Annotated in this window: 28 protein-coding genes and 2 tRNA genes; 12 read left to right on the forward strand and 18 right to left on the reverse strand. The window is 39.8% G+C overall.

Annotation, left to right across the window (positions count from 1 at the left end):
* Positions 1–112: 112 nt before the first annotated feature.
* From HMPREF3020_RS05045 to grpE, 4 genes are all read right to left on the reverse strand, one after another.
* Positions 113–1,510 carry a DASS family sodium-coupled anion symporter gene (locus HMPREF3020_RS05045; protein WP_070775747.1) on the reverse strand — a complete coding sequence of 466 codons (1,398 nt, stop codon included), beginning with the start codon at positions 1,508–1,510 and terminating at the stop codon, positions 113–115.
* Positions 1,511–1,659: 149 nt separating this feature from the next.
* The gene (locus HMPREF3020_RS05050; protein WP_070775748.1) at positions 1,660–2,241 is read right to left on the reverse strand and encodes a uracil-DNA glycosylase family protein; all 582 of its coding nucleotides are present in this window, start codon (positions 2,239–2,241) and stop codon (positions 1,660–1,662) included.
* 74 nt (positions 2,242–2,315) lie between these two features.
* Complete coding sequence (gene nrdD, locus HMPREF3020_RS05055; protein WP_070775749.1) at positions 2,316–4,442, reverse strand: anaerobic ribonucleoside-triphosphate reductase; 2,127 nt, start codon at positions 4,440–4,442, stop codon at positions 2,316–2,318.
* A gap of 268 nt (positions 4,443–4,710) precedes the next feature.
* Positions 4,711–5,286 (reverse strand): nucleotide exchange factor GrpE, encoded by a 576-nt coding sequence (gene grpE / locus HMPREF3020_RS05060; protein WP_014065056.1) that lies wholly within the window; start codon positions 5,284–5,286, stop codon positions 4,711–4,713.
* Positions 5,287–5,416: 130 nt separating this feature from the next.
* Between grpE and HMPREF3020_RS05065 the strand changes: the two genes are divergently transcribed.
* The 8 genes from HMPREF3020_RS05065 to HMPREF3020_RS05100 all read left to right on the forward strand — a co-directional run bounded on the left by HMPREF3020_RS05065 (position 5,417) and on the right by HMPREF3020_RS05100 (position 12,823).
* Positions 5,417–6,307, forward strand: a complete 891-nt coding sequence (locus tag HMPREF3020_RS05065; RefSeq protein WP_005696488.1) for an NAD(+) kinase — start codon at positions 5,417–5,419, stop codon at positions 6,305–6,307.
* Positions 6,308–6,385: 78 nt separating this feature from the next.
* Complete coding sequence (recN, locus tag HMPREF3020_RS05070) at positions 6,386–8,062, forward strand: DNA repair protein RecN (protein ID WP_070775750.1); 1,677 nt, start codon at positions 6,386–6,388, stop codon at positions 8,060–8,062.
* 127 nt (positions 8,063–8,189) lie between these two features.
* The gene (gene metK / locus HMPREF3020_RS05075; protein WP_070775751.1) at positions 8,190–9,341 is read left to right on the forward strand and encodes a methionine adenosyltransferase; all 1,152 of its coding nucleotides are present in this window, start codon (positions 8,190–8,192) and stop codon (positions 9,339–9,341) included.
* A gap of 56 nt (positions 9,342–9,397) precedes the next feature.
* Positions 9,398–9,913, forward strand: a complete 516-nt coding sequence (locus HMPREF3020_RS05080) for a SprT family zinc-dependent metalloprotease (protein ID WP_070775752.1) — start codon at positions 9,398–9,400, stop codon at positions 9,911–9,913.
* Positions 9,914–9,963: 50 nt separating this feature from the next.
* Positions 9,964–10,482 (forward strand): opacity family porin, encoded by a 519-nt coding sequence (locus HMPREF3020_RS05085; protein WP_005696480.1) that lies wholly within the window; start codon positions 9,964–9,966, stop codon positions 10,480–10,482.
* A 154-nt stretch (positions 10,483–10,636) separates the two neighbouring features.
* Positions 10,637–10,981 (forward strand): ArsC family reductase, encoded by a 345-nt coding sequence (locus HMPREF3020_RS05090; RefSeq protein WP_070775753.1) that lies wholly within the window; start codon positions 10,637–10,639, stop codon positions 10,979–10,981.
* A gap of 26 nt (positions 10,982–11,007) precedes the next feature.
* A complete protein-coding gene (gene dapE, locus HMPREF3020_RS05095) occupies positions 11,008–12,138 on the forward strand; it encodes a succinyl-diaminopimelate desuccinylase (protein ID WP_070775754.1) in 1,131 nt (376 codons plus the stop codon).
* Positions 12,139–12,142: 4 nt separating this feature from the next.
* Positions 12,143–12,823, forward strand: coding sequence for a M15 family metallopeptidase (locus tag HMPREF3020_RS05100; RefSeq protein WP_070775755.1), 681 nt, complete (start codon positions 12,143–12,145; stop codon positions 12,821–12,823).
* A 39-nt stretch (positions 12,824–12,862) separates the two neighbouring features.
* Here the strand turns inward: HMPREF3020_RS05100 and rapZ are convergent, their stop codons facing one another.
* The 6 genes from rapZ to yjgA all read right to left on the reverse strand — a co-directional run bounded on the left by rapZ (position 12,863) and on the right by yjgA (position 16,728).
* Positions 12,863–13,720, reverse strand: a complete 858-nt coding sequence (gene rapZ / locus HMPREF3020_RS05105) for an RNase adapter RapZ (RefSeq protein ID WP_070775756.1) — start codon at positions 13,718–13,720, stop codon at positions 12,863–12,865.
* A gap of 31 nt (positions 13,721–13,751) precedes the next feature.
* Positions 13,752–14,270, reverse strand: a complete 519-nt coding sequence (gene ptsN, locus HMPREF3020_RS05110) for a PTS IIA-like nitrogen regulatory protein PtsN (RefSeq protein ID WP_070775757.1) — start codon at positions 14,268–14,270, stop codon at positions 13,752–13,754.
* Between the two features lie 3 nt (positions 14,271–14,273).
* Entirely contained in the window at positions 14,274–14,999 is a 726-nt protein-coding gene (lptB, locus tag HMPREF3020_RS05115) for an LPS export ABC transporter ATP-binding protein (protein WP_005696470.1), read from the reverse strand.
* A 3-nt stretch (positions 15,000–15,002) separates the two neighbouring features.
* Positions 15,003–15,521 (reverse strand): lipopolysaccharide transport periplasmic protein LptA, encoded by a 519-nt coding sequence (gene lptA / locus HMPREF3020_RS05120; protein ID WP_070775758.1) that lies wholly within the window; start codon positions 15,519–15,521, stop codon positions 15,003–15,005.
* On the reverse strand, positions 15,502–16,110 hold the full coding sequence (gene lptC / locus HMPREF3020_RS05125) for an LPS export ABC transporter periplasmic protein LptC (protein ID WP_070775759.1): 609 nt from the start codon (positions 16,108–16,110) through the stop codon (positions 15,502–15,504). The genes lptA and lptC overlap by 20 nt, the downstream gene beginning before the upstream one ends.
* Positions 16,111–16,191: 81 nt before the next feature.
* Positions 16,192–16,728, reverse strand: a complete 537-nt coding sequence (yjgA, locus tag HMPREF3020_RS05130; RefSeq protein WP_070775760.1) for a ribosome biogenesis factor YjgA — start codon at positions 16,726–16,728, stop codon at positions 16,192–16,194.
* An 88-nt stretch (positions 16,729–16,816) separates the two neighbouring features.
* Here yjgA and pmbA point away from each other — a divergent pair, with 88 nt between their 5' ends.
* Together pmbA and hpt are read left to right on the forward strand one after the other, a co-directional pair.
* On the forward strand, positions 16,817–18,172 hold the full coding sequence (gene pmbA, locus HMPREF3020_RS05135; protein ID WP_070775761.1) for a metalloprotease PmbA: 1,356 nt from the start codon (positions 16,817–16,819) through the stop codon (positions 18,170–18,172).
* A 201-nt stretch (positions 18,173–18,373) separates the two neighbouring features.
* Positions 18,374–18,913, forward strand: a complete 540-nt coding sequence (gene hpt, locus HMPREF3020_RS05140; RefSeq protein WP_070775762.1) for a hypoxanthine phosphoribosyltransferase — start codon at positions 18,374–18,376, stop codon at positions 18,911–18,913.
* A gap of 67 nt (positions 18,914–18,980) precedes the next feature.
* Here hpt and der read toward each other — a convergent pair whose 3' ends face one another.
* From der to dnaQ, 4 genes are all read right to left on the reverse strand, one after another.
* Positions 18,981–20,501 carry a ribosome biogenesis GTPase Der gene (gene der, locus HMPREF3020_RS05145; protein ID WP_014065076.1) on the reverse strand — a complete coding sequence of 507 codons (1,521 nt, stop codon included), beginning with the start codon at positions 20,499–20,501 and terminating at the stop codon, positions 18,981–18,983.
* Positions 20,502–20,613: 112 nt separating this feature from the next.
* Positions 20,614–20,690, reverse strand: a tRNA-Asp gene (locus HMPREF3020_RS05150).
* Positions 20,691–20,717: 27 nt separating this feature from the next.
* Positions 20,718–20,794 (reverse strand) — tRNA-Asp (locus HMPREF3020_RS05155).
* Positions 20,795–20,881: 87 nt separating this feature from the next.
* Entirely contained in the window at positions 20,882–21,643 is a 762-nt protein-coding gene (gene dnaQ, locus HMPREF3020_RS05160) for a DNA polymerase III subunit epsilon (protein ID WP_070775763.1), read from the reverse strand.
* Positions 21,644–21,702: 59 nt separating this feature from the next.
* On the opposite strand from dnaQ, the gene rnhA reads away from it, so the two are divergent.
* The gene (gene rnhA / locus HMPREF3020_RS05165; protein WP_005699219.1) at positions 21,703–22,164 is read left to right on the forward strand and encodes a ribonuclease HI; all 462 of its coding nucleotides are present in this window, start codon (positions 21,703–21,705) and stop codon (positions 22,162–22,164) included.
* 24 nt (positions 22,165–22,188) lie between these two features.
* Here the strand turns inward: rnhA and tesB are convergent, their stop codons facing one another.
* The 4 genes from tesB to HMPREF3020_RS05185 all read right to left on the reverse strand — a co-directional run bounded on the left by tesB (position 22,189) and on the right by HMPREF3020_RS05185 (position 25,327).
* The gene (gene tesB, locus HMPREF3020_RS05170) at positions 22,189–23,049 is read right to left on the reverse strand and encodes an acyl-CoA thioesterase II (RefSeq protein ID WP_070775764.1); all 861 of its coding nucleotides are present in this window, start codon (positions 23,047–23,049) and stop codon (positions 22,189–22,191) included.
* A gap of 57 nt (positions 23,050–23,106) precedes the next feature.
* Entirely contained in the window at positions 23,107–24,198 is a 1,092-nt protein-coding gene (gene ychF, locus HMPREF3020_RS05175) for a redox-regulated ATPase YchF (protein WP_070775765.1), read from the reverse strand.
* A 67-nt stretch (positions 24,199–24,265) separates the two neighbouring features.
* The gene (gene pth / locus HMPREF3020_RS05180) at positions 24,266–24,850 is read right to left on the reverse strand and encodes an aminoacyl-tRNA hydrolase (RefSeq protein ID WP_014065080.1); all 585 of its coding nucleotides are present in this window, start codon (positions 24,848–24,850) and stop codon (positions 24,266–24,268) included.
* Between the two features lie 60 nt (positions 24,851–24,910).
* Positions 24,911–25,327: an EamA family transporter gene (locus HMPREF3020_RS05185; RefSeq protein ID WP_049381608.1), complete on the reverse strand. Its 417-nt coding sequence runs from the start codon at positions 25,325–25,327 to the stop codon at positions 24,911–24,913.
* An 80-nt stretch (positions 25,328–25,407) separates the two neighbouring features.
* Here HMPREF3020_RS05185 and HMPREF3020_RS05190 point away from each other — a divergent pair, with 80 nt between their 5' ends.
* Positions 25,408–25,734, forward strand: coding sequence for an RnfH family protein (locus HMPREF3020_RS05190; protein WP_005696455.1), 327 nt, complete (start codon positions 25,408–25,410; stop codon positions 25,732–25,734).
* The last annotated feature ends 3 nt before the right edge of the window (positions 25,735–25,737 follow it).

Raw genomic sequence — 25,737 nt, forward strand, 5'->3', positions numbered from 1 at the left:
TTGTGCGAATTATACGTTAATTTTGATTTGAGGCAAACGTTTGCGTAAATAAAATAAAAAAGTGCGGTTAAAAATCATCTTGTTTTTAACCGCACTTATTCGATTTTAAGGGTTACATCCAGAAGATATAAGCAATTGTCCCGATGATTAGCATACAGGTTAAATCAATAAATTTACCCACGCGGATCATTTCTGATTGTTTAACAAAACCTGTCGAGTACACAATTGCATTCGGTGGTGTACCAACTGGCATCATAAAGGCACAAGATGCACCTAGGCCAATAATCATCGCAAAACCAAGTGGTGGCATATTCAGTGCTTGTGCGATAGAAATAAAGATTGGAACCAGTAAAGCTGCACTTGCTGTGTTTGACGTAAACTCAGTTAAGCAGACAATAAAGGCAGCAACAATTAATGCCATTACATAGTAGTGACCGCCTTCAATAATAAAGACAATACCATCTGCCATGATTTTACTTGCACCTGAATGGGTGAGTACAGAACTTAAGGTTAAGCCGCCACCAAAGAGGAATAATACGCCCCATTCTGTATTGTCTTGTACTTCTTTCCAGCTTGCGATCCCCGTTACACAAATGACAATTGCTGCGGAGAGTGCAACCATACTGTCAAAGCTGCCAATAGGTTTGGGTAAGCCTAATGATTGAGAAATAATAGGGTTAAGGTACCCACCAAAAATCCACAGAATTGCTACAGTGATAAAAATAACCAACGTTAAAACTCGTTGTTTGGTCATGTGAATTTTTTCAAATTCAGCAGCAAAACGAAGGCCTAATTTGGGTTTAAATACAAGATATAACCAACCAATAATAAGCGGGAATAAAATTAACATGACTGGCGTGCCATACATTAACCAGTCAGCAAAACCTAAATGAAGTTGGGAGGCTGCAATCGCATTAGGTGGACTTCCCACAAGTGTTCCCATCCCTCCAATGGTGGCACTATAGGCAATCCCTAATAACACGAATACGTAAGTATTGTGATCTTCATTACGATCTAACTGACTCAAAATAGTCATTGAAAGTGGGATCATCATCGCCGCCGTGGCCGTATTACTCATCCACATAGATAAAAATGCTGTTGCTAAGAAGAGGTAAAGCACCGCAACAAAGAGACGACCTTTTGCTAATTGCATGATTTTATTCGAAATCATTTTGTCAATTTTTTGCACATTTAATGCAGTAGCAAGGGCAAAACCACCAAAGAATAAGAAAATGGTCGGATCCGCAAAGGCAACAAGCGCTTCACGACTATTAGCCAATCCTAACAGGACAGATAAAATGGGCACGAACAATGCAGTGATCGTTACACTGACGGCTTCGGTAAGCCATAAAATAGCTACAAACGCGAGTAAAGATAATCCTTTGTTTGCCGCAGGTTCAAAAGGAAGGGTATTAAGTAAAATAAAAAAGAGCGCGACATCAAAGAGGAATATAATGGTTTGTTTATTCCATGCTTTTCGTTGAGAATTGGTGACGGGGATTGATTGCATATTTCTCCTTATATTTTTTATGGCCGCCGATTGTAGCACAAGAGTAATTAATCAGAAAATAATGCATACTAAAAATTGATTAGTATTAAAGCAAAGTACGGTCAAAAACCTCCTGATTTTTGACCGCACTTTATGAGTGGAATATTTGTTTAACGAGATAAAATCGCTTTCACTTGCTTTTGCAATGTTGGCACTATCTCTTGTTCAAACCATGGATTTTTCTTGAGCCAGATTTGGTTCCGTGGAGAAGGATGAACGAGCGGGAGAAAGTGAGGGAGAAAATCACGGAAATGCTGAACTGTCTCAGTGACATTAAGGTTATTTTCTGGCAAATAGTATTTTTGTGCATATTGTCCAATAAGAATCGTCAGCTCAATATTAGGCAAATTAGCGAGAATTAGCGGATGCCATTTTTCTGCGAAGCCTTTGCGCGGTGGTAAATCACCGGATTTGCCTTTTCCAGGGTAATAAAAGTCCATCGGGATGACAGCAAACAAACCAGAATGATAGAAGGTATCGCGATCCACACCGAGCCATTCACGTAGGCGATCACCGCTTTTATCATTCCAATATAAACGACTTTCTTGGGCTTTAATTCCGGGAGCTTGTCCGACAATGTTAATGCGAGCTGTCGTTGGTGCAGCAAAAAGCGGTTCAATGCCTTGTAACGTAAAAGATTGATTGTCGGGGTCTTGCATAATGGATTGTGTGATTTGACTAAGTGTTGGCATGATTCTTCCTTATTTATTGAAATAAAAATAGCTCATTTCTGATGAGCTATTTTATCATAATAACGAAACGACCATTATAGATGTTTTACACGGCGTTTTACTTCTTCCTGTTTACCCGCATTGAATGGGCGAGCATCAGGACTGCCGAGATAACCGCAAACTCGTCGGGTTACAGAGACTTTTGCACTGTCATGGTTGCCACATTTCGGACAAACAAAGCCTTTACTTGTGCAATTAAATTCTCCTGTGAAGCCACATTCGTAACATTCATCTATTGGCGTATTAGTGCCATAATAAGGCACGCGATCGTAGCTATAATCCCACACATCTTCGAGTGCTTTTAGGTTATGTTGAATATTTGGATATTCGCCATAACAAATGAAGCCCCCGCTTGCTAATTCAGGATAAGGCATTTCAAAGTCTAATTTATCGTATGGATTCACTTTTTTCTCTACATCTAAGTGATAGCTATTAGTGTAGTAGCCTTTATCGGTAACGCCTTCAATCACACCAAATTGTTTGGTATCTAAACGACAGAAGCGATCGCACAAGTTTTCACTTGGTGTGGAATAAAGGCTAAATGCATAGCCGGTTTCTTTCTGCCATTGTTTGACTGCTTCACTTAAACGACGCACAATTGCGATGCCTTTTTCGCGTAGTTGTTCATCGTCAAAAATATGTCCTTTTTTATACAGTGCATTGATGGTTTCGTGAATGCCAATATAGCCTAAAGAAATTGATGCTCGGCCATTTTTGAAAATATCGGCAACGTTATCATCAGCTTTTAATCGAACGCCGCAAGCACCTTCCATATAAAGAATTGGCGCGACACGGGCTTTGGTATTTTCTAAGCGAGCAATACGTGTAAGCAAGGCTTTCTTGGCTAGGGCTAAGCGTTCATCTAAAGTGCGGTAGAATTTTTCTTCGTTTCCTTGTGCTTCAAGAGCAATACGAGGTAGATTCAAACTCACCACACCTAAATTATTGCGACCATCATGCACTTCATGACCGTTTTCTTCATAAGCACCCAAGAAGCTACGACAACCCATTGGCGCTTTGAATGAGCCAGTGACTTTGATTACTTGATCATAGTTTAAAATATCTGGATACATGCGTTTTGATGCGCATTCTAATGCCAGTTTTTTAATATCATAGTTTGGATCTTGTTCGTTTTGGTTCACACCTTTTTTAATGGTAAAGACCAGTTTAGGGAAGACTGGCGTTTTGTGATTTTTACCCAAGCCACGAATACGGTTTTTCAAGATTGATTGCTGAATTAAACGTTCTTGCCAACTTGTGCCTAAGCCAAAACCAAAGGTAACAAACGGCGTTTGGCCATTGGACGTATGGAGCGTGTTAACTTCATATTCAAGGGATTGAAACGCATCAAAACATTCTTTTTCAATTAGCGCTTTTGCATAACCTTCAGCATCTGGAATTTGCCATTGGGCGGCATTTTTCAAATGTTTTTCAAAGCTGAGTTGAACATAAGGTGCAAGCACTTCATCAATACGATTAATGGTTGTACCGCCATAAATATGGCTGGCTACTTGAGCAATAATTTGTGCGGTAACTGCTGTTGCTGTGCCGATAGATTTAGGCGGTTCAATTTCGGCATTACCCATTTTAAAACCATGTGAAAGCATGCCTTTTAGATCAACGAGCATGCAGTTAAACATTGGGAAAAATGGCGCGTAGTCTAAGTCGTGATAATGGATTTCGCCTTTTTCGTGAGCTTCCACGACATCTCTTGGCAGAATGTGACGTTTAGCATAATGTTTGGCCACAATACCTGCCAGTAAATCCCGCTGGGTCGGGATCACTTTCGCATCTTTATTCGCATTTTCGTTAAGCAATTCGACGTTGCTTTGTTCAATCAGCCCTTCAATTTCTTTGGTTAATTGGCTGCGTTTTTCACGAGCAAGATCACGATCGTGACGATATTCAATATAAGCACGTGCAATTTGTGGATACTTGCTTGTCATTAAGTGATCTTCAACGATTTTTTGAATCTGGTTGATATCAATTTCATGCTGATAGTGACTAAAAATCTCGGTATTAATTCGCTGGCTCAGATCATGGATATAAATTTCATCAACAATATTGACCGCACTTGCCGCTTTTCTGATTGCATTAGTAATACGTTGTAGGTCAAACCCAATTCGTGAACCATCACGCTTAATCACGAAGAAAGCATTCATTTTATGACTCCTATATAGGCTAACTTTAAAAAAAAACGAAAGCACTATATATAGTTTTATTTAATAGATCAACACACAATATGTAGTGTTGTTTTATGTTTTTTGATGCTTGAAATTGTGGAGGAACCTTGCTAAATCTGGAAATCAAGAGAGTTTTTATTGAGAATTATTCTCAAATTATTTTTTAATAAATTTGATCTATGTCAAGATTTTTGGCAATAAAAAAACGGACGAAAAATCGTCCGCTCTTTAAGTCATAGAAAAGAAATTAAGCTGCAACCATTACCATGGCTGGGCGAATCACTCGACCATTTAAGGTATAACCTTTTTGTAAAACGGTGGTGATTTGATTAGTTGTAAAGCCTTCTGCTGGTTGCATAGAGATAGCTTGGTGAAGATCCGGATTAAAGGTATCGCCTACTGCACCAACAGGCTCGACACCAAAGCGAGAAACCGTTGAGAGTAACTCTTTTAAAGTCAGCTCGACACCATCGAATAGGGCTTTGATGTTTTCATCTTCCTTATTGGCTGGTGTGGCAAGCGCACGCTCTAAGTTATCAATGGTATTTAAAATGTCTTTTGAGAATTTTTCGAGCGCAAATTTATGTGCTTTTTCGATGTCTTGTTCGCTACGACGACGCATATTATCAATTTCTGCACGCGTACGGAGCAATAAATCTTGCTCTTTTTTAGAGGTTTCTTCTACTTGTGCTTTTAATTGTTCTTCAAGTTCTTGTACACGGGCAATCGCTTCTTCTAACGGATCTTCCGTTGCGGTGGTTTCCTGCTGAACTTCTTCAACAAGTTCTTCATTTTCATTTAAGTTTTGTGCTTGTTCTGACATCTTTTTCTCCATTTATCAAAAATTAGTGCTATTTTAGCAAAACTGAATTGCTATGTAATATAATGGCTAAAATTTTAAATTCAAGTGCGGTCAGAAATCGGTGAGTTTGCACTTGGGAGCAATCATAGTTATGGATGAATTAGTCAAATCATTTAAAACCATCGCCTTGATGGGAAAACCACGTCGCGACATTAATTTGCAAATGCATAAAAACTTGTATCAATGGCTGAAAGAGCGAGGATATCAAGTTTTAGTCGAAAAAGAGGTGGGTGAAAAATTCGGTTTACCGGAAGAGGTGTTAGCAACGGTTGAAGAAATTGGAGAGCAAGCTCAACTCGTGATTGTAATCGGTGGTGATGGCAATATGCTAGGGCGTGCTCGCATTTTGGCTAAATATAATATTCCAATGATTGGTATTAACCGAGGCAACTTAGGCTTTTTGACCGATATTGACCCGAAAAATGCTTATGCACAGCTCGAAGCGTGTTTAGAACATGGTGAGTTTTTTGTGGAAGAGCGTTTTTTATTGGAAGCTAAAATTGAACGAAACGGCGAAATTATCTCCAGTAGCAATGCCGTAAATGAGGCGGTGATTCATCCGGCTAAAATTGCGCACATGATTGATTTCCATGTTTACATCAATGATAAATTCGCGTTTTCTCAGCGTTCAGATGGTTTAATTGTTTCCACTCCCACAGGTTCAACCGCTTATTCGCTTTCCGCAGGCGGCCCAATTTTAACGCCAAATTTAAATGCGATTGCCCTTGTGCCGATGTTCCCACATACACTTTCTTCTCGACCATTAGTAATTGATGGCGATAGCAAAATTTCAATTCGCTTTGCAGAACATAATACTTCACAGTTGGAATTAGGCTGTGATAGTCAAATTGCGCTAGATTTTTCTCCTGATGATATCGTTCATATTGAAAAAAGCCCGCATAAACTGCGCCTATTACACCTAAAAAATTATAATTATTACAATGTATTAAGCACAAAATTAGGCTGGCTTAAAAATTTCTAATCCCAAAAGTTTAAAAACCTCTTTACTGTATATTACATCAGTTATAATATATGGATATACAGTTAAGGAGATTTTTTTATGCTAACCCAACTTACCATCAATAATTTTGCAATTGTTCGTCAATTAGAGATTGAATTGGCGAAAGGAATGTCTGTGATCACGGGGGAAACTGGCGCAGGAAAATCCATTGCTATTGATGCATTGGGGTTATGCTTAGGGCAACGTATTGAAACGTCTATGGTTCGAGAAGGGCAGGAAAGAGCCGAAATCTGCGCCACCTTTTTTATTGAACCAACGAACCCCGCTTATCAATGGTTGCAAGAGCAAGAATTGCAAGATCCTGATAATCCCTCTGATTGTATTTTACGCCGTGTCATTAATGCAGATGGGCGTTCTAAAGCCTTTATTAATAGCACGCCTGTATCAGCTTCTCAATTAAAAGAAATTGGTCAATATCTTATTCATATTAATGGGCAGCATGCTTCACAATTATTATTGAAAAATGATTATCAGCTTCAGTTGGTGGATACATTTGCACATCACCATGATTTGCTCGCACAAATGCGAGAAGATTATCGCTCGTGGAAAAATCTTCAAACGCAAGTTAAAACCTTCCAACAAAAAGTTTCTGAAAATGAAGCGAAGAAACAGCTTTTACAATATCAGGTTGAGGAGTTGGATGAGTTTGCCCTTCGTCCAAATGAATATTTGGAGTTGGAAGAGGATCAACGCCGTCTATCAAATAGCGAACAATTGACACAGTTATCACAATCAGCCTTACAGCTACTCAGCGAAAATGAGACAGTGAGTATTGACTCTATGCTTTATCGTACGACGCAGTATATTGATGAGTTAAGTGAGTTAGATCCTCGCTATGCTTCCGTTCAAACAATGTTGAATGATGCACTTATCCAAGTGCAAGAGGCGACAAGTGAAGTGCAGCATCTTGCTTCTCATATTGAGCAAGATCCGATGTTGTTACAAGAGATTGAACAACGTTTGGGGCAAGCTTTACAACTTGCACGTAAGCACAATGTGAAACCTGAAGAGTTAGTGGAGCGGCACCAAAAATTAAAAGCGGAATTGACTGCACTTTTAGATTTTTCAGAAAGTGAAGAACGCCTGATTTTAGAAGAAAAAGCTGCCTTTGAGAAAATGCAACATACGGCAAAACAATTACATGAAAGCCGTAGCCAAGCTGCGGGAAAATTAGCACAACAGGTTACACATTCTATCAAAGGGCTTGCAATGGAAAATGCCGAGTTTTTCATTGAAGTGAATTCAGATTTAACTAAAGTGACGGCAAATGGGGCAGATAATATTGTCTTTACTTTACGCAGTAATTTAGGACAACAAGCACAACCGCTAGCAAAAGTGGCATCTGGTGGTGAGTTGTCTCGTATTTCATTAGCGATTCAAGTATTAACGTCCGATCAATCGGCGATTCCAACGCTGATCTTTGACGAAGTCGATGTTGGCATTAGCGGTAAAACGGCGAGTGTAGTGGGTAAATTATTACGTCAATTAGGCGATAAATGCCAAGTACTTTGCGTAACCCATTTACCACAAGTGGCATGCCATGGGCATCATCAATTTAATGTAGAGAAATTTACCGTTGATGATAAAACTGAAACTAAAATGACCGCACTTTCTCAAGAAGAACGCGTTTCTGCCCTTGCAAGATTACTCGGTGGCAGTGAAATTACAGAGCTTGCCTTGGCGAATGCGCAAGAAATGTTGGATTTAGTGAAGTAGATGAATTTTGCCTGAAAGCTTATTTTCTTGTCACATTTCAAAAATACTTGATAGGAATGCTTGCTTATTAGTCAAAAAAGCGTATTATAGACGTCTATACGTCAATACATCCAAAAGAAGAGAACTTATGTCTAGCTATTTATTTACTTCTGAATCCGTTTCAGAAGGACATCCAGATAAGATTGCCGATCAAATTTCTGATGCGGTACTTGATGAAATTTTAAAACAAGATCCTAAAGCTCGTGTGGCTTGCGAAACCTATGTAAAAACAGGGATGGCGTTAGTCGGTGGTGAAATTACGACATCAGCATGGGTTGATATTGAAAATCTCACTCGCCAAGTCATTTGTGATATTGGTTACAAACACTCAGAGATGGGTTTTGATGGCAATTCTTGCGCGGTATTAAATGCGATTGGTAAGCAATCATCTGATATTAACCAAGGTGTGGATCGTGAGAATCCATTAGATCAAGGCGCGGGTGACCAAGGGATTATGTTTGGTTATGCGACAAATGAAACCGAAGTCTTGATGCCTGCGGCGATTACTTATGCGCATCGTTTAATGGAAAAACAAGCAGAAGTGCGTAAAAGCGGAAAATTAGCATGGTTACGCCCTGATGCGAAAAGCCAAGTGACCTTAAAATACGAAGATAACAAAATCGTGGGCGTGGATGCGGTTGTTCTTTCTACACAACACAGTGAAGAAGTGTCACAAAAAGAAATTTACGAAGGTGTGATGGAAGAAATCATCAAGCCAATTTTGCCAAGCGAATGGTTATCTCAACAAACAAAATATTTCATTAACCCAACTGGTCGTTTTGTGATTGGTGGCCCAATGGGCGACTGTGGCTTAACGGGTCGTAAAATCATTGTCGATACATACGGTGGTGCGGCTCGTCATGGTGGTGGCGCATTCTCTGGTAAAGATCCATCAAAAGTAGACCGTTCAGCTGCTTATGCAGCACGTTATGTGGCTAAAAATATTGTTGCAGCAGGTCTTGCAGATCGTTGTGAAATTCAACTTTCTTATGCAATTGGCGTGGCTGAGCCAACCTCTATCATGGTGGAAACCTTCGGTACAGGAAAAGTATCAAACGAATTATTGGTTAAGTTAGTGCGTGAATTCTTCGATTTACGTCCTTATGGTTTAATTAAAATGTTAAATTTAATTCAACCAATCTATCGCCAAACTGCGGCGTATGGACACTTCGGTCGTGAACAATTCCCATGGGAAAAAGTAGATCGTGCAGAAGAATTGCGTGCAGCAGGTCTAAAATAAGTAAATTAAATGTATATGATAAAAACCGCTAATTTAGCGGTTTTTGTTTACTTAGTATGATGATGTCATCTCAAACTCAGTTTCGGCATTTAAAAATGCAGGTGCAACGCAAGCTTGCAGAAACATTACAACTCGCTGAAAATCACTTTCAAAGGAAGTTTCCAGTCCCGACAATCAGTTATGACTTGCGAGGTGTAAAGGCAGGTGTCGCATACTTGCAGAAAAATGAGATTAAATTTAACCGCACTTTGCTACTTGAGAACTTAGATGAATTTATTCGTCAGGTTGTTCCCCATGAATTAGCCCATCTTATTGTGTATCAAGTATTTGGTCGAGTGAAACCGCATGGACAGGAATGGCAAGCGGTGATGACGCAGTTATTTAATCTTCCGGCTGATACTTGTCATCAATTTAATGTAGAGAATGTGCAAGGCAAAATGTTTGCTTATCAATGTGAATGTCAGACCCATTACTTAACGATTCGTCGGCATAATCGTATTCAACGCGATAAAATTGCCTATTTATGCCGAAAATGTCAGGGGAAATTGGTTTTTCATAGTGAAAATTCATAAGCAGTGTGGTATATTTCTAGTGTTTTCAATCAAATAACAGGGGTTATCCAATGAAAAAATCATTATTAGCTATCGTTGTCGGTGCATTAGCGGTTGCTTCAACTGCAAATGCAGGTTTATATGCAGAAGGTGATCTTGGTCTTTCAAGAACTAAATTAACCAATGGAGGTTCAAGCAAAACTAAAATTGAACCTCGTGTTGCAGTAGGTTACAAATTAGGTAATGTGCGTGTAGCGGGTGATTATACTCATCACGGTAACTTCCAAGGCACTAAAGTTCAAGGTTTAGGTGCGACAGTATTCTATGACTTCGATACCAACTCTCAAATTGAACCTTATGTAGGTGCTCGTCTTGCGGCTAACCGTTTTAAATTTGAAGATCGCGCAGAACAACGTTATAAAAGCTCTTCTGAAACCAAAGTGGGGTATGGTGTAGTTGCGGGTGCTAAATATAAATTAGCAGACAAAGTGTATGCAAACGGTGGTTTAGAATATAACCGTTTAGGTAGCTTTGACGATACTAAAGTGAATAACTATGGCGCTAAAGTGGGCGTAGGTTACGAATTCTAATTTCCCTTTTGAAAAGTGCGGTTGATTTTTACCGCACTTTTTCTTTTGGATGCATAAGTTATATAGGGTTAATCTATTTGTGATTAATTCATGTAGCAGTTAAAATCCTCGTTCTAAATGAAATCGAGGATTTTTTATTTTTAGAGGTGAGAATATGATTATCGTTTATGGCATTAAAAACTGCGATACGGTGAAAAAAGCATTGAAGTGGCTAGCTGAACATAATATTGAACATAAATTGCATGATTACCGTGTTGATGGATTAGATACTCAATTCTTACAACAAGCAGAAGCACAATTTGGTTGGGAAAATTTAGTCAATAAACGTAGTACAACGTGGCGTAATCTTGATGAAAATGTGAAAAATACACTCTCAAAATCCACCGCATTTTCAGTATTAGCTGAAAATCCAACGTTAATTAAACGTCCGATTATTTTGCAAGATGGTAAAGCATTGATTGGCTTCAACGAAAAAGAATATAGTGCAGCATTTGCTTAAAAGAGTAGTATTTCTTAGGAGTTTTTATGAAAGAAAAAGTGATTTCTTTGTCACAAGATCTCATTCGTCGCCCCTCTATTAGTCCAAATGATGAGGGCTGCCAGCAAATGATTGCTGGGCGTTTGGAAAAACTCGGCTTTCACATTGAATGGATGCCTTTCAACGATACCTTAAATTTATGGGCGAAGCATGGTAGTGGTGAGCCCGTTATCGCCTTTGCAGGGCATACCGATGTGGTGCCAACGGGCGATGAAACGCAATGGACTTATCCGCCGTTTTCTGCCGAAATTGTAGATGATGTGCTTTATGGTCGTGGTGCGGCAGATATGAAAGGCTCATTAGCAGCAATGATTGTGACGGCGGAAGAATATGTGAAAGCCAATCCGAATCATAAGGGTACGATTGCTTTGTTGATTACTTCTGACGAAGAGGCTGCCGCGAAAGATGGCACCGTGCGTGTTGTTGAAACCTTAATGGCGCGCGGTGAGAAAATCACTTATTGCATGGTAGGTGAGCCGTCTAGTTCGAAAATATTAGGCGATGTAGTCAAAAATGGTCGTCGAGGTTCGATTACAGGTAACCTCTATATTCAAGGTATTCAAGGTCATGTAGCTTACCCTCATTTAGCGGAAAACCCAATTCACAAAGCAGCACCGTTCTTACATGAATTAACCACATATCAATGGGATAATGGCAACGAATTTTTCCCGCCGACCAGTTTGCAAATTGCGAATATTCATGCAGGCACAGGGAGTAATAATGTCATTCCTGGTGAGCTTTATGTGCAATTCAATTTACGTTATTGTACGGAAGTGACTGATGAAATTATTAAGCAGAAAGTGGCAGAAATGCTCGAAAAACATGGTTTGAAATATCGTATTGATTGGAATTTATCGGGTAAACCATTTTTAACGAAACCAGGCAAATTATTAGATGCATTAACGACGGCTATTGAGCAAACAACCGGTATTGCACCACAAGCAGAAACAGGCGGTGGCACCTCTGATGGGCGTTTTATTGCGTTAATGGGGGCTGAAGTGGTGGAATTTGGGCCACTTAATGCGACGATTCATAAAGTAAATGAATGTGTAAACGTTGATGATCTAGCCAAGTGCGGTCAGATTTATCATCAAATGTTAGTGAATTTATTGGACTAGTAAGATGAAATTAACGCCAGAAATGTTAACCGGCAAATCTCGTGAACATTTGATCAATTTGCCTGCCCCTCATTCTCCGAATCATTTTTTGCAAGCAGAGGCAATGATAGCATTTCAAGGATTGCAACAAAGTGCGGCCAAAAATGGCTTTAATTTGCAACCTGCGAGTAGCTTTCGTGATTTTGAACGTCAACAACTCATTTGGAACGGTAAATTTAACGGCGAACGCAAGGTTCATGATGATGAAGGAAATCCATTAGATTTAGCGTCGTTCGATGATTGGCAAAAAGCACAAGCTATTTTACGTTGGTCAGCGCTTCCAGGAGGAAGTCGTCATCATTGGGGAACGGAAATCGATATTTTTGATCCTGATCTTTTGCCTCAAGGTCAATCTTTACAACTTGAACCTTGGGAATATGAAAAGGGTGGTTATTTCTTTGAACTTAGTGAATTTCTCACTGAAAATCTACCGCATTTTGATTTTGTTTTGCCATTTATAATTCAGCCAGAAGGTAAAAAAATTGGCCGAGAGCCTTGGCATATTAGTTATTTACCGTTGGCAGAGCAGGCATCACGATTATTTACGCCAGATGTGCTATTGCAGGTTTGGCAGCATGAAACCGTGGCTGGAAAAGAAACGTTAATTACACACTTGCCTGAGATTTTTGAGCAATATGTGGTTTAACAAAAAACGCAGCGAGTCGCTGCGTTTTTTATGGTTTGATTAATTCTTTTTATTCTTTTCCAAGGATTTATGTTGAATTTTCACATTCTTGCCTTTGGCTTGGAAATATTCACCAATTTGTTGAGCAATGTAAACAGAACGATGTTTACCACCCGTACAACCAATGGCAATGGTGAGATAGCTTCGATTATTTTGCTCTAACATCGGTAACCACGTTTCAATGTAATTACGCGTTTGGTAGATAAAATTATTTACTTCATCATGCACAAGTAAAAATTGTGCAACAGGTTCATCAAGCCCCGTCATTGGACGAAGTTCCGGGTTCCAGTGCGGATTAGGTAGAAAACGTACATCAAAGACATAATCGGCATCAAGCGGAATACCATATTTAAAGCCGAATGACTCAACCACGATTTTAAGTTCTTTATCTGTATTACCGCGTAAAACTTCTCTTAACCGTTCAGATAATGAATGAGTAGAAAGTGGTGCGGTATCAATAATAAAATTAGCATGTTGAATTAAAGGCTCAAGCTGTTGATATTCTAGATCAATCGCTGATTCAAGTGGGAGATCTTGTGCTGAAAGTGGATGAAGACGACGTGAATCGCTGTAACGGCGAATAAGTGTACTACGATCGCTGTCCAGAAAGATGATTTTGACGGAATAAGTGGCTTGAATATCTGTCAGAATCTTGTCTAAATCAGCACTTGAATGAGGGAGATTTCGAATGTCGAGGCTGATGGCAACAGCCGTTTGAGTTTTGGCGAGAATATTGGTGAGTTGAGGAAGTAAATCGAGAGGGAGATTATCCACGCAATAATAGCCCATATCTTCCAAAGCTCGTAATGCGACAGATTTCCCTGCGCCGGAGCGACCGCTGATAATAATAATTTCCATCTGCGTGATTCCTTATGGTTAGTTGGTTAGGTTATACCTCTTGAGGTTCAATATTATCTAAATTTGTGTCGTCTTCAGATTCCTCTGAATGATCGGCACATTCAAAAATTTGCCAAATTTCATCCGCACTTTGTGCTGAACGAAGTTGCTTAATTAAGTTTTTATCAGTTAATTTTTCATTGAGTTCTGCCAGAACAGGAATATATTCTTGGCAGTGATTTTCGGGTACGAGCACAGCAAAAACGATATCCACTGGTTTATTATCGGCAGCATCATATTCGACAGGCGTTTCTAATTGCATAAATACCGTTAGGATTTTATCTGAGACAGTCGCAGGTAACTTGGCTTTAGGCATGGCAACGCCATTACCTAATCCTGAATTACCTAATTTTTCCCGCTCAAATAAACATTCAAAACAAGCCTGTTCACCATTTTCGCAGTGAAGTTTTTCCACAACGAAAGCGGCAATAGATTCAAATAATCGTTTCTTGCTAGAAAAAGCAACCCCCTGACGAATATCATCAGGGGAGAGCAATGTCGTAAATTTCATAGGTTATAGTTTAAATTGTTCGCCTAAATAGACACGTTTAACGTGCTCATCATTCATGACTTCTTCCGGTGTACCGGTCGCGATAATTTTCCCCTCACCAACAATGTAAGCACGTTCACAAACATCAAGGGTTTCGCGTACGTTATGGTCGGTAATTAACACGCCTAAGCCACGATTGCGGAGATCTGTGATGATTTTCTTAATATCCGTCACCGAAATTGGGTCTACACCTGCAAAAGGTTCATCTAATAAAATAAATTTTGGATTTGCCGCTAATGCGCGTGCAATTTCCACACGACGACGTTCACCACCAGAAAGTGATTGTCCCAGGCTATCACGAATATGGCCAATATTGAACTCATCAATTAACTCATCCGCTCTCTCTCGGCGTTGCTCAGCGGTGAGATCTTTGCGAATTTCTAATACCGCCATAAGATTTTCATACACCGTTAAACGACGGAAAATAGAGGCTTCTTGTGGTAAATAGCCAATTCCTCGACGAGCACGTTCATGCATAGGTAATACGCTAATATCATCGCCATCAATGGTGATTTTTCCCTGATCATGACGCACTAAACCGACGACCATGTAGAAAGTAGTGGTTTTACCTGCACCATTTGGACCAAGTAGGCCAACAATTTCATTGGAGTTTACGGTTAAACTCACATCAGAAACCACTTTTCGGCTCTTATAGCTTTTTGCGAGAAATTCAGCTTGTAATACAGACATCGGTTATTTTTTACCTTTTTGTTGTAATTGGGTCGGAATTAAGACGGTTTGCACGCGTGATTTTCCATTACCATTGGCTTTTAACTGTTGTTTTTTCACATCATAAGTGATGCGTTCACCGTTAATTTTGCTATCTAATTGTTTTAATTCAGCATTACCGGTCAATGTTAAGAATTCAGTGCCTAAATCGTAGTGAACTTTATTCGCTCTACCGTCAACAGGTTTACCATCATCAAGTTGTTGATGGAAGGTAACAGGGCTACCAAATGCTTCAACAGTTTCTTTTTTACCTGAATTTTCAGGTGGACGAGTAATGATCACTTTATTGGCTTTAATCAAAATGGAACCTTGCGTAATTACAACGTTATCCGTAAAGGTTACCACGCTGTTTTCCATATCTAAAGATTGATTATCTGAGACGATATTAATCGGTTTATTGGTATCGTCTTTTAACGCAAAAGCAGACAAAGAAGTCATCATTAACGCCGTTAAAAGCAGAATTTTATTGTTTGTTGATTTCATAATATGTTTTTACCTGTTCCTTTAGAGTTGCAATTTGCTGACGTAAATTTCCGACGAGCTTCAATCCGCTAGAGTTAAAGTTTAATCCGTTAATTTTTACTTGCGTATCGGAAGTAATGTCTTGTGTTTTTAAATTAATTACTGCGGCTTCAGTCTCAACACGTTGTAGGCGAGATAAAGGATCAAGGCTCTCGGCAACCACACCACCTTCAAGATAGAGCATTTGATCTTTCGTTAATTTTGCCTTTTTCGCGCTAAGTTTCCAATTTTGTTTTTCTAATTGAATTTTATCGGTTTTCGCTTCTTTGTCTTTATTATCTAAAGAGACATCAAAAAGATAGACTAACGGCGAAATAAAATCCGTATGACCGTCTTGTGTGTAATATTCCACTTTGTCGGAAATCGCGAGATATTGTTTTTTACCTTCAGGCGAGAATACAGTGGTTTCCATTTTATTACCGACGTATTCTGGGCTATCAGGTTTTTTAATTAGGCTTTGTAAATCGCTATGATCTTGATTAAGCGAATAATACCAACCTAATAAAGCGAGGGCGATGACACCTAAAATAATATTCCAACGAATATTCATAAATAATGTTTTTTCCTTATTAAAAGGGTAGCTAATCATAGCACTTTTTTGACACAAAGTGCGGTCAAAAATAGCTGTATTTTAGTCTTCTAAAATAAGTGTTTTTAAGATCTGATAAATCTCTCTATAAGCTTTTGACAGCTTATTTTGTTCCTTCTCTTTCTGCGCTGCACGAATCAAATTGCGTAAGTGTTGGCGGTCTGCAGAAGGATGTTCATTTAACAAATCAGTCAGAGCTGCATCACCTTTTGCAATCAATTCATCACGTAAGATTTCCAACTTATGCAGCATCGCTTGTTGTTGATTATGTTTGTTTTCAATTTTTTCTAAAGCTTCACGAATAGGCTCTGCATCAATTGAGCGTAAGAGCTTACCGATGTATTGCAATTGGCGACGACGTGCCTCTTTTTGTAGACGTTGCGCTAATTCAATGGCATCTTTCAAGCTATCGTCTAATGGAACCTTAGTCAGATTTGCTTTGGTTAAGTTCACCAATTTCTCGCCGAGCTGTTTTAAATCCTCAGCATCACGTTTGATTTCACTTTTGCTTACCCAAATAATCTCTTCTTGGTCTTCATCTTCCCAATCAAAGGCTTCTTTTTTCTTACGTTTTGCCATTCTGTTACCTTATGAAAAATTTGGTGCATTTTAGCATAAACTTTCAAAATAAGATAAAATGGCGCAAATTTTTAATAGGATTATCACCATGAAAACAGCAGAAAATTTAACCGCACTTTTAAAATCTCAAGAGCAAACATTGCGTGATGCAGTCAGTTTTGCGATTGAAACTGCACAGAAAGCGGGCGCTACCGCGGAAGTTGGCGTGACAAAAGTGAGTGGTTTATCGGTTTCAACCCGTCTGCAAGAGATTGAAAATGTTGAATTTACTAACGATGGGGCATTAGGCATTTCTGTTTATTTAGGCCAACAAAAAGGTAATGCCTCTACCTCAGATTTAAGCGAAGAAGCCATCAAAAACACCGTTGAAGCCGCGATCACTATTGCAAAATATACCTCGCCAGATGATTGTACAGGGCTAGCCGATAAAGAACTAATGGCTTTTGAAGCGCCAGATTTAGCACTTTATCATGGGGCAAGTGTTGATGTTGAACAGGCTACGAAATTAGCTTTAGAAGCTGAAAAAGCGGCTTTGGAATACGATGCAAAAATTGTGAATAGCAATGGTGCAAGCTTTAATTCACATACCGGTGTGCGTGTTTATGGGAATACACATGGCATGTTACAAAGTTACTTATCTAGCCGTTATTCTTTATCTTGTTCGGTGATTGGTGGCGAGCTAGATCAACTTGAAAATGACTACGAATATACGGTTTCACGTGAGTTTGATGCGCTTTCTTCCGCGGATTGGGTAGGGCAGAATTGTGCTAAAAAAGTGATTGCGCGTTTAAATCCACAAAAATTAACGACACGTGAAGTGCCCGTGATTTTCTTAAATGATGTGGCAACAGGATTAATCTCTCATTTAACGGGCGCGATTAGTGGCGGCAGCTTATATCGTAAATCCAGTTTCTTGCTCGATCATCTTGGAAAACAAGTATTGCCAGATTGGTTCCAAATTAGTGAGCGTCCGCATTTGTTAAAACGTTTAGCCTCCACGCCTTTTGACAGCGAAGGAGTGCGAACGCAGGATCTTGAAATTATTCAAGATGGCGTATTGCAAACCTATTTGCTCACCAGTTACAGCGGTAGAAAAATGGGCATGCAAAGTACCGGTCATGCAGGCGGTATTCATAACTGGCTTGTGAAACCAAATTTAACGGGCGGATTGACCGCACTTTTGCGCCAAATGGGCACCGGTTTATTGGTGACAGATGTCATGGGGCAAGGTGTAAATATTGTGACGGGGGATTATTCCCGTGGCGCAGCAGGCTTCTGGGTGGAGAATGGCGAGATCCAATATCCAGTTGCTGAAATTACTATTGCTGGTCAATTGAAGGATATGTTAAAAAATATTGTGGCAGTAGCAGATGATATTGAACATCGTTCCAATATCCAAACCGGTTCAATCTTGTTAGATAAGATGAAAATTTCAGGAAATTAATATTTTTTTAAAATGATAATAATTCTTATTGACATGTAATTTCTTTCTGCTACTATACGCACATCTGTTTCGTAGCGATTGCAGGTTGCTTCAACAGGTAGAGTAGAAAGTAAATTCGTTAGGGTTAAAAAGGCTGAAGGTTTAAACTTCAGCCTTTTTTATTGTAGAATACGCAAACGATTAAATTAAAAAGGAAAGACCATGAAAAAACACCATGTCGATATTATGATTTCAGAAGCGGATGTCCGTAGTCGCATAGCTGAACTTGGCGCGGAAATTACGCGTTTTTATCAACAAAAAGCCATTGATAAACTGATTGTTGTCGGGCTTTTACGTGGTTCATTTATGTTCATGGCCGATCTCGTGCGTGAATTAAAATTACCGGTAGAAGTGGAGTTTATGACAACTTCAAGCTATGGTTGCGGAATGACAAGTAATCACGATGTGAAAATTACGAAAGATCTTGAAGGGGATATTCGTAATGAACATGTGCTGATTGTTGAGGACATTATTGATACGGGTTACACTCTTGAAAAAGTGCGCAGCATTTTAAATTTACGCGATCCTGCAAGCTTGGCGATTTGTACCTTATTAGATAAATCTTCTCGCCGAGAAGTGGAAGTACCGGTTGAATGGATTGGTTTTTCTATTCCGGATGAATTTGTTGTCGGCTATGGTATTGATTACGCTCAACGTTATCGTAATCTAGGCTATATTGGTAAAGTGGTTATAGACGAATAATTTATTTTTCAATAAAAAGAGCGGTCAAAATTCACAGAGATTTTTGACCGCTCTTTGTTTGTTAAGATTAGCGTTTTGCTTTTTTGATAAACTTCATCAAGCGTTTACGTTTACGTAATTGGTTTGGTGTGAGTTTATTTTTTCTACCCGCGAATGGGTTTGAACCTTCTTGGAATAGCAAGCGAATTGGCGAACCAATAATTTTCAAACTCTTACGATAATAATTAGATAAATAACGTTTGTATGAATCCGGTAATTTATCCATTTGGTTACCATGTACCACGATAATCGGTGGATTATAGCCGCCTGGGTGAGCGTATTTTAATTTAATACGACGACCGCCAATCATTGGTGGTTGATGCTCATCCGTTGCCATTTGTAAAATGCGGGTAAGAAGGGACGTCGTCATTTTTTGCGTTGCGCAAGCATAAGCTTCTTTAATCGAATCAAAAAGATTACCCACGCCACTGCCGTGTAAAGCTGAAATAAAATGCACACGGGCAAAGTCGATGAAATCAAGACGGCGATCTAATTCGGATTTGACGCGATCTTTCACATCTTGATCTAAACCATCCCATTTATTTACGACGATCACGAGCGAACGACCTGCATTTAAGATAAAGCCAAGTAGAGAGAGATCTTGATCTGAAATGTTTTCACGCGCATCAATTGTGAGTAACACCACATTTGCATCTTGAATCGCTTGTAATGTTTTGATGACAGAGAATTTCTCAACGGCTAAATGCACTTTACCACGTTTACGCACACCTGCTGTGTCAATTAAGGTGTATTGCTGACCATCGCGTTCCATTGGAATATAGATACTGTCACGTGTTGTGCCTGGCATGTCGTAAACTACCACGCGATCTTCACCTAAAATACGATTGGTTAATGTCGATTTACCGACGTTTGGACGGCCTACAATCGCAATTTTGATATTTTTATCTTGTTCTTCTTCAAGCTCTTCGTCCAATGCATCATCAATTAATGACGTATCTTCCTCTGAATCAAAGTCAAATTCATGATCCCATTCATCTTTTTCTTCTTCATCAGAAGTGCGGTCATTTTCTGCTTCATTTTCTTGTAATTTCTCTGCTAAAGGGGCAAGTACTTGCTCCATTAACTGGGTTACACCACGACCTTGTGATGCGGCAATTTGTTCAATTTCACCTAAGCCTAATTGATAGAATTCCGCACAGTGTGAGTCTGCATCAATACCGTCAGTTTTATTTGCTACAACCACGGTTGTTTTATTAGTACGTTGGCGTAAGTAGTTGGCAATGCCAATGTCTGCAGCCGTTAAACCTGCACGCGCATCCACTAAGAAAAGCACGACATCGGCTTCTTCAATCGCTAATAAGGATTGTTCCGCCATTTTTTCTTCAACGCCTTCTTCTGTGCCATCAATACCGCCGGTATCGATCACAATAAAATCATAGCCAGAAATATTGGCATGGCCGTATTTACGATCTCGGGTTAAGCCAGGGAAGTCAGCAACAAGTGCATCACGAGTACGGGTTAAACGGTTGAATAGGGTGGATTTACCTACGTTTGGGCGACCCACTAAGGCAACGACAGGAGTTGTCATAAAAAATATCTCTGTAAAATGTAAATTTGGTTAATTATAGCGAATGTTGGCTGGCAGGTAAAATTCGGGCATAAAAAAAGCACCTTCAGGTGCTTCATTATCTCGGCTTAATTGGCGGAATGGACGGGACTCGAACCCGCGACCCCCTGCGTGACAGGCAGGTATTCTAACCAGCTGAACTACCACTCCGTGAGTATATTAAGACAAGTTTTAAATTGGCGGAATGGACGGGACTCGAACCCGCGACCCCCTGCGTGACAGGCAGGTATTCTAACCAGCTGAACTACCACTCCGCTAAGTGCTGGGTATAATAATGATGAACGTTAAAACCGTCAATCTTTTTTTTCTTTTTTATGTTTATCTGATTAATAGATGACCGATTAATGTGAGGTTTCATCCCCCGTACGAATCGACCAAAAACATTTGCCATCGCTTTTTTTATTGACCAATTTAAGGAAATCTAAATGAGCTTGGAGTTCGTCATCAGTGGGTTGTAACACTTTTAAATTTTGCGAAAAATTGACCGCACTTTGAAGATCTTGAACATTGGCTGTCGTTTGGATAATCGAACTATCCGCATGCTCTTCATCAAATAAGCTGGTTTGCCCACCAGTCATGGACAAATAAACGTCGGCTAAAATCTCCGCATCCAGTAACGCGCCGTGGAGTGTTCGTTTGCTGTTATCAATGCCTAAACGATCACATAACGCATCTAAGCTATTCCGTTTTCCAGGGTACATTTGGCGCGCCATTTGCAACGTATCGGTGACCAGGCAAATGTCGGTCGTTTTGATATCTAACCCAAGTTTACGGAATTCATAGTCCATAAAGCCCACGTCGAAGGGGGCGTTGTGAATAAGTAGTTCAGCACCACGAATATATTCAATAAAGTCTTGTGCAATCGTTTTGAAATCCGGTTTATCCGCCAGCATTTCATCCGTAATACCGTGAACTTTAATGGCATCGGGATCAACCAAACGATCCGGCTTAATATAAATATGGAAATTATTGCCCGTATATTTGCGGTTGATCATTTCCACGGCACCAATTTCAATAATGCAATGTCCTTCGTAATGCGCACCAATTTGGTTCATACCGGTGGTTTCAGTATCCAGTACAATTTGGCGATCCGGATTTATCATTGTTCTACCTATCTGTTTCCTTTAAAATACGGCCTATTTTACACAAGCTCGAATTAGTTATGCAAAAACAGATTGAAATTTTTACGGATGGATCTTGCCTAGGCAATCCAGGCGCAGGGGGAATAGGAATTGTCTTGCGCTATAAACAGCATGAAAAACATATTTCAAAAGGGTATTTCAAAACCACCAATAATCGCATGGAATTACGAGCTGTGATTGAGGCTTTAAATAGCTTAAAAGAGCCTTGCCATGTGACGCTTTATAGCGACAGCCAATATATGAAAAATGGCATTACACAATGGATTTACAATTGGAAGAAAAACAATTGGAAAGCGAGTACGGGCAAAGCGGTAAAAAATCAGGATTTATGGATTGCATTAGATCAGGCGATTCAAACTCATAACATTGATTGGCAGTGGGTGAAAGGGCATTCAGGTCATCGTGAAAATGAAATTTGTGATGAATTAGCCAAACAAGGCGCAGAAAACCCAACTTTCGAAGATATCGGTTACGAAGGGTAGTCTGCACCTGGTTTTAACGTGCGGTTATTCTTGATAACGAATTAACCCTTCTTGCTGTGTGGTGGCAATTAATGTGCCATCTGCAGCAAAAATTTGTCCTCTCGCTAAACCTCGTCCCGCAAAAGCATTGTTACTTTCAATGGCATGTAAGTGCCAATTATTTAAATTGAAAGGACGGTGGAACCAAATACTGTGGTCAATCGTAGCCACTTTCATTCCTTTCTGCAAAAAGCCTTTCCCATGTGGGTGAAGTGCGGTCAAAATACAGTGGAAATCAGAAAAATACGCTAAAAGACATTGTTGCGTCTGCAAATCTAATGGTGCTTCTCCGTTGGTTTTAAACCAAGCATATTGTTCCGGTGGCAGTTCTCGACCATCAAATGGATTATTCAAATATCGGCTATGAATCTGAAATGGACGCTCTTGAGCAAATTTTTCACTCAAGCTTTCAGGCAAGGTCTGCGCTACCTTTAACATGATTTCGTGTTCATCAATACATTGTTCAGGGCCTGGTACCTGCGGCATGGCTGATTGATGGTCAAAGCCTTCTTCAGGGACTTGAAATGAAGCAGTGACATGACAAATCACATTTTTATGCTGAATCGCTTTTACGCGTAATGCAGAGAAGTTGCGTCCTTCACGTAATGTTTCTACATCGTAAATAATCGGGTATTGGCTGTCGCCAGGTGCTAAAAAGTAAGCATGGCAGGAATGGAGTATGCGCTCAGGTAGTGCAACTTGCATCGCGGCAGAAAGAGATTGCGCCACGACTTGGCCACCAAACACTTGACGAAAACCTAAGTCTTCACAGGCTCCGCGAAAGATAAGATCATCAATTTTTTCTAATTTTAACAATTCGATGAGCTGATTTAATTTATCCGACATTGTTTTTTCCTTTTATAAATACAAAAAGACCGCATAGTTATGCGGTCTGAAGCGTTTTTATACGTTAAAGCGGAAGTGCATGACATCACCATCTTGGACGATGTAGTCTTTACCTTCTAAGCGCCATTTGCCTGCTTCTTTGGCACCATTTTCACCTTTGAATTGGATGAAGTCATCGTAAGCAATTACTTCTGCACGGATGAAGCCTTTTTCAAAGTCAGTGTGAATTACGGCTGCTGCTTTAGGAGCGGTTGCACCAACAGAAACCGTCCATGCGCGTACTTCTTTCACGCCCGCAGTGAAGTAGGTTTGAAGATTTAATAAAGCATAACCTGCACGAATTACACGGTTTAAGCCTGGTTCTTCAATGCCAAGATCTTGTAAGAATTCGATTTTTTCATCGTCATCAAGTTCAGCAATTTCCGCTTCAATCGCCGCACACACAGGCACCACAACAGAGCCTTCTTTTTCTGCAAACTCACGTACTTTGTCTAAGTATGGGTTATTTTCAAAACCGTCTTCATTCACGTTCGCAATGTACATGGTTGGTTTTAATGTAAGGAAGTTATAGCTTTTAATTGCTAATAACTCATCTTTATCTAAAGGAACAGAACGAATCATGCCTGCTTCAGAAAGTACAGGAAGGATTTTTTCCATCACAGACAGCTCAAATTTTGCGTCTTTATCGCCACCTTTAGCACGTTTTTGTAAACGTTGGATCGCACGTTCGCAGCTGTCTAAGTCAGCAAGGGCTAATTCAGTATTGATGGTTTCGATATCGCTTAATGGATCGATCTTACCCGCAACATGCACGATGTCATCATTTTCAAAGCAACGAACAACATGACCAATTGCATCAGTTTCACGGATGTTAGCTAAGAATTTATTCCCTAAGCCTTCACCTTTACTTGCACCCGCAACCAAACCAGCGATATCCACAAACTCCATGGTGGTGGGTAATACACGTTCAGGTTTAACAATTTTCGCTAATGCATCTAAACGCGGATCCGGCATTGGTACCACACCAGTATTTGGTTCGATTGTACAGAACGGATAGTTTGCCGCTTCGATACCGGCTTTGGTTAATGCATTAAAAAGGGTAGATTTACCGACGTTTGGCAAACCAACGATACCACATTTAAATCCCATGATGTTTTCCTTATTGTAAGCGTAAGTGCGGTTAAAATTTATGGTATTTTTTTACCGCACTTTTGAGTTAAATTTTAAAACTGTTTAAGCGATTGGTGGCTTTCACCATGCCTTCTTTAAAAAGCAATTCGATGCAATCGGTGGCTTCATCTAACGCTTTATCGAGTGCTTCTCTTTCTGCAGGCGCAGGTTTATTAAGCACAAAACCTGAAACTAAATCACGATGTCCTGGATGACCAATACCAATGCGTAAACGATAGAAATTGTTGCTGTTACCAAGCTGAGCCACGATATCTTTTAGACCATTGTGACCGCCATGTCCGCCACCTTGTTTTAATTTTACGGTGCCCGGCGGTAAATCTAATTCATCGTGTAGCACTAAAATTTCTTCTGGTTTGATGCGATAAAAATTAGCAAGTGCCCCCACAGCTTTTCCGCTTAAATTCATAAACGTTGTGGGCACTAAAAAACGGACTTCTTTACCATTAATTAGTGTTTTTCCTACATAACCGAAGAATTTATTTTCTGCATTAAGCGAAACATTAAAGCGACGAGCCAAACGCTCAATCAGCCATTCACCTGCATTGTGGCGGGTTTCTGCATATTTATCGCCAGGGTTTCCCAGCCCCACGATGAGTTTAATTTCAGACATAGTTTTCTGCTTGAATAAAAATAGTGGCGTATTGTAGCGAAAAAGGGCTAATTTCTCAATCTATAAGGCTAAGACTAAAACGCCTGAGAGAATTAATAGACTTCCCATGACTAATTTCATACTTAAGGGTTCGCCTAACAAAACTACACCTAAAATGATGGCAATCACGACACTGAGTTTATCAATAGGGGCAACCCAAGAGGCTGGCGCCATTTGCAACGCACGATAATAACAAAGCCAAGAGAGACCCGTAGCAACACCTGAAAGAATTAAAAAGGTGAGTGGTTTTGCCGCAATATGTTGTGGTAGTTGCCATTCATTACGGGCACTAATGATGCCTGCCGTGACCAGTAAAACCACAATTGTACGGATAAAGGTCGCGAGATTGCTGTTAATGCCTTCAACCCCTAATTTGCCTAAAATAGCGGTAAGTCCAGCGAAAAAGGCTGAACCAATAGCAAAAAATACCCAATTCATAATGTGCTCCTATTTTATCGTTAATATTGACCGCACTTTTCCGCTATAATAACGGAAAACTCATCAAGACAGAATAAGACATGAACCAAATTAATATTGAAATCGCTTATGCCTTGCCGGATCGTTATTATTTAAAATCCTTCAAAGTGGATGAAGGCACGATGATCCAAACGGCTATTTTACAATCGGGCATTTTACAACAGTTTACCGAGATTGATTTGCGCGAGAATAAAGTGGGGATTTATTCCCGGCCAGCCAAATTAACGGATCAATTAAAAGATGGCGATCGTATTGAAATTTACCGTCCATTATTAGCGGATCCTAAAGAAATTCGTCGTAAACGTGCAGCAGAACAAGCCAAAGCCGCACAAGAAAAAGCCCAACAAGAAAAACAGGAAAAGGAGTAAAAA

This window comes from Haemophilus sp. HMSC068C11 (genome assembly GCF_001815355.1).
GTDB lineage: Bacteria > Pseudomonadota > Gammaproteobacteria > Enterobacterales > Pasteurellaceae > Haemophilus_D.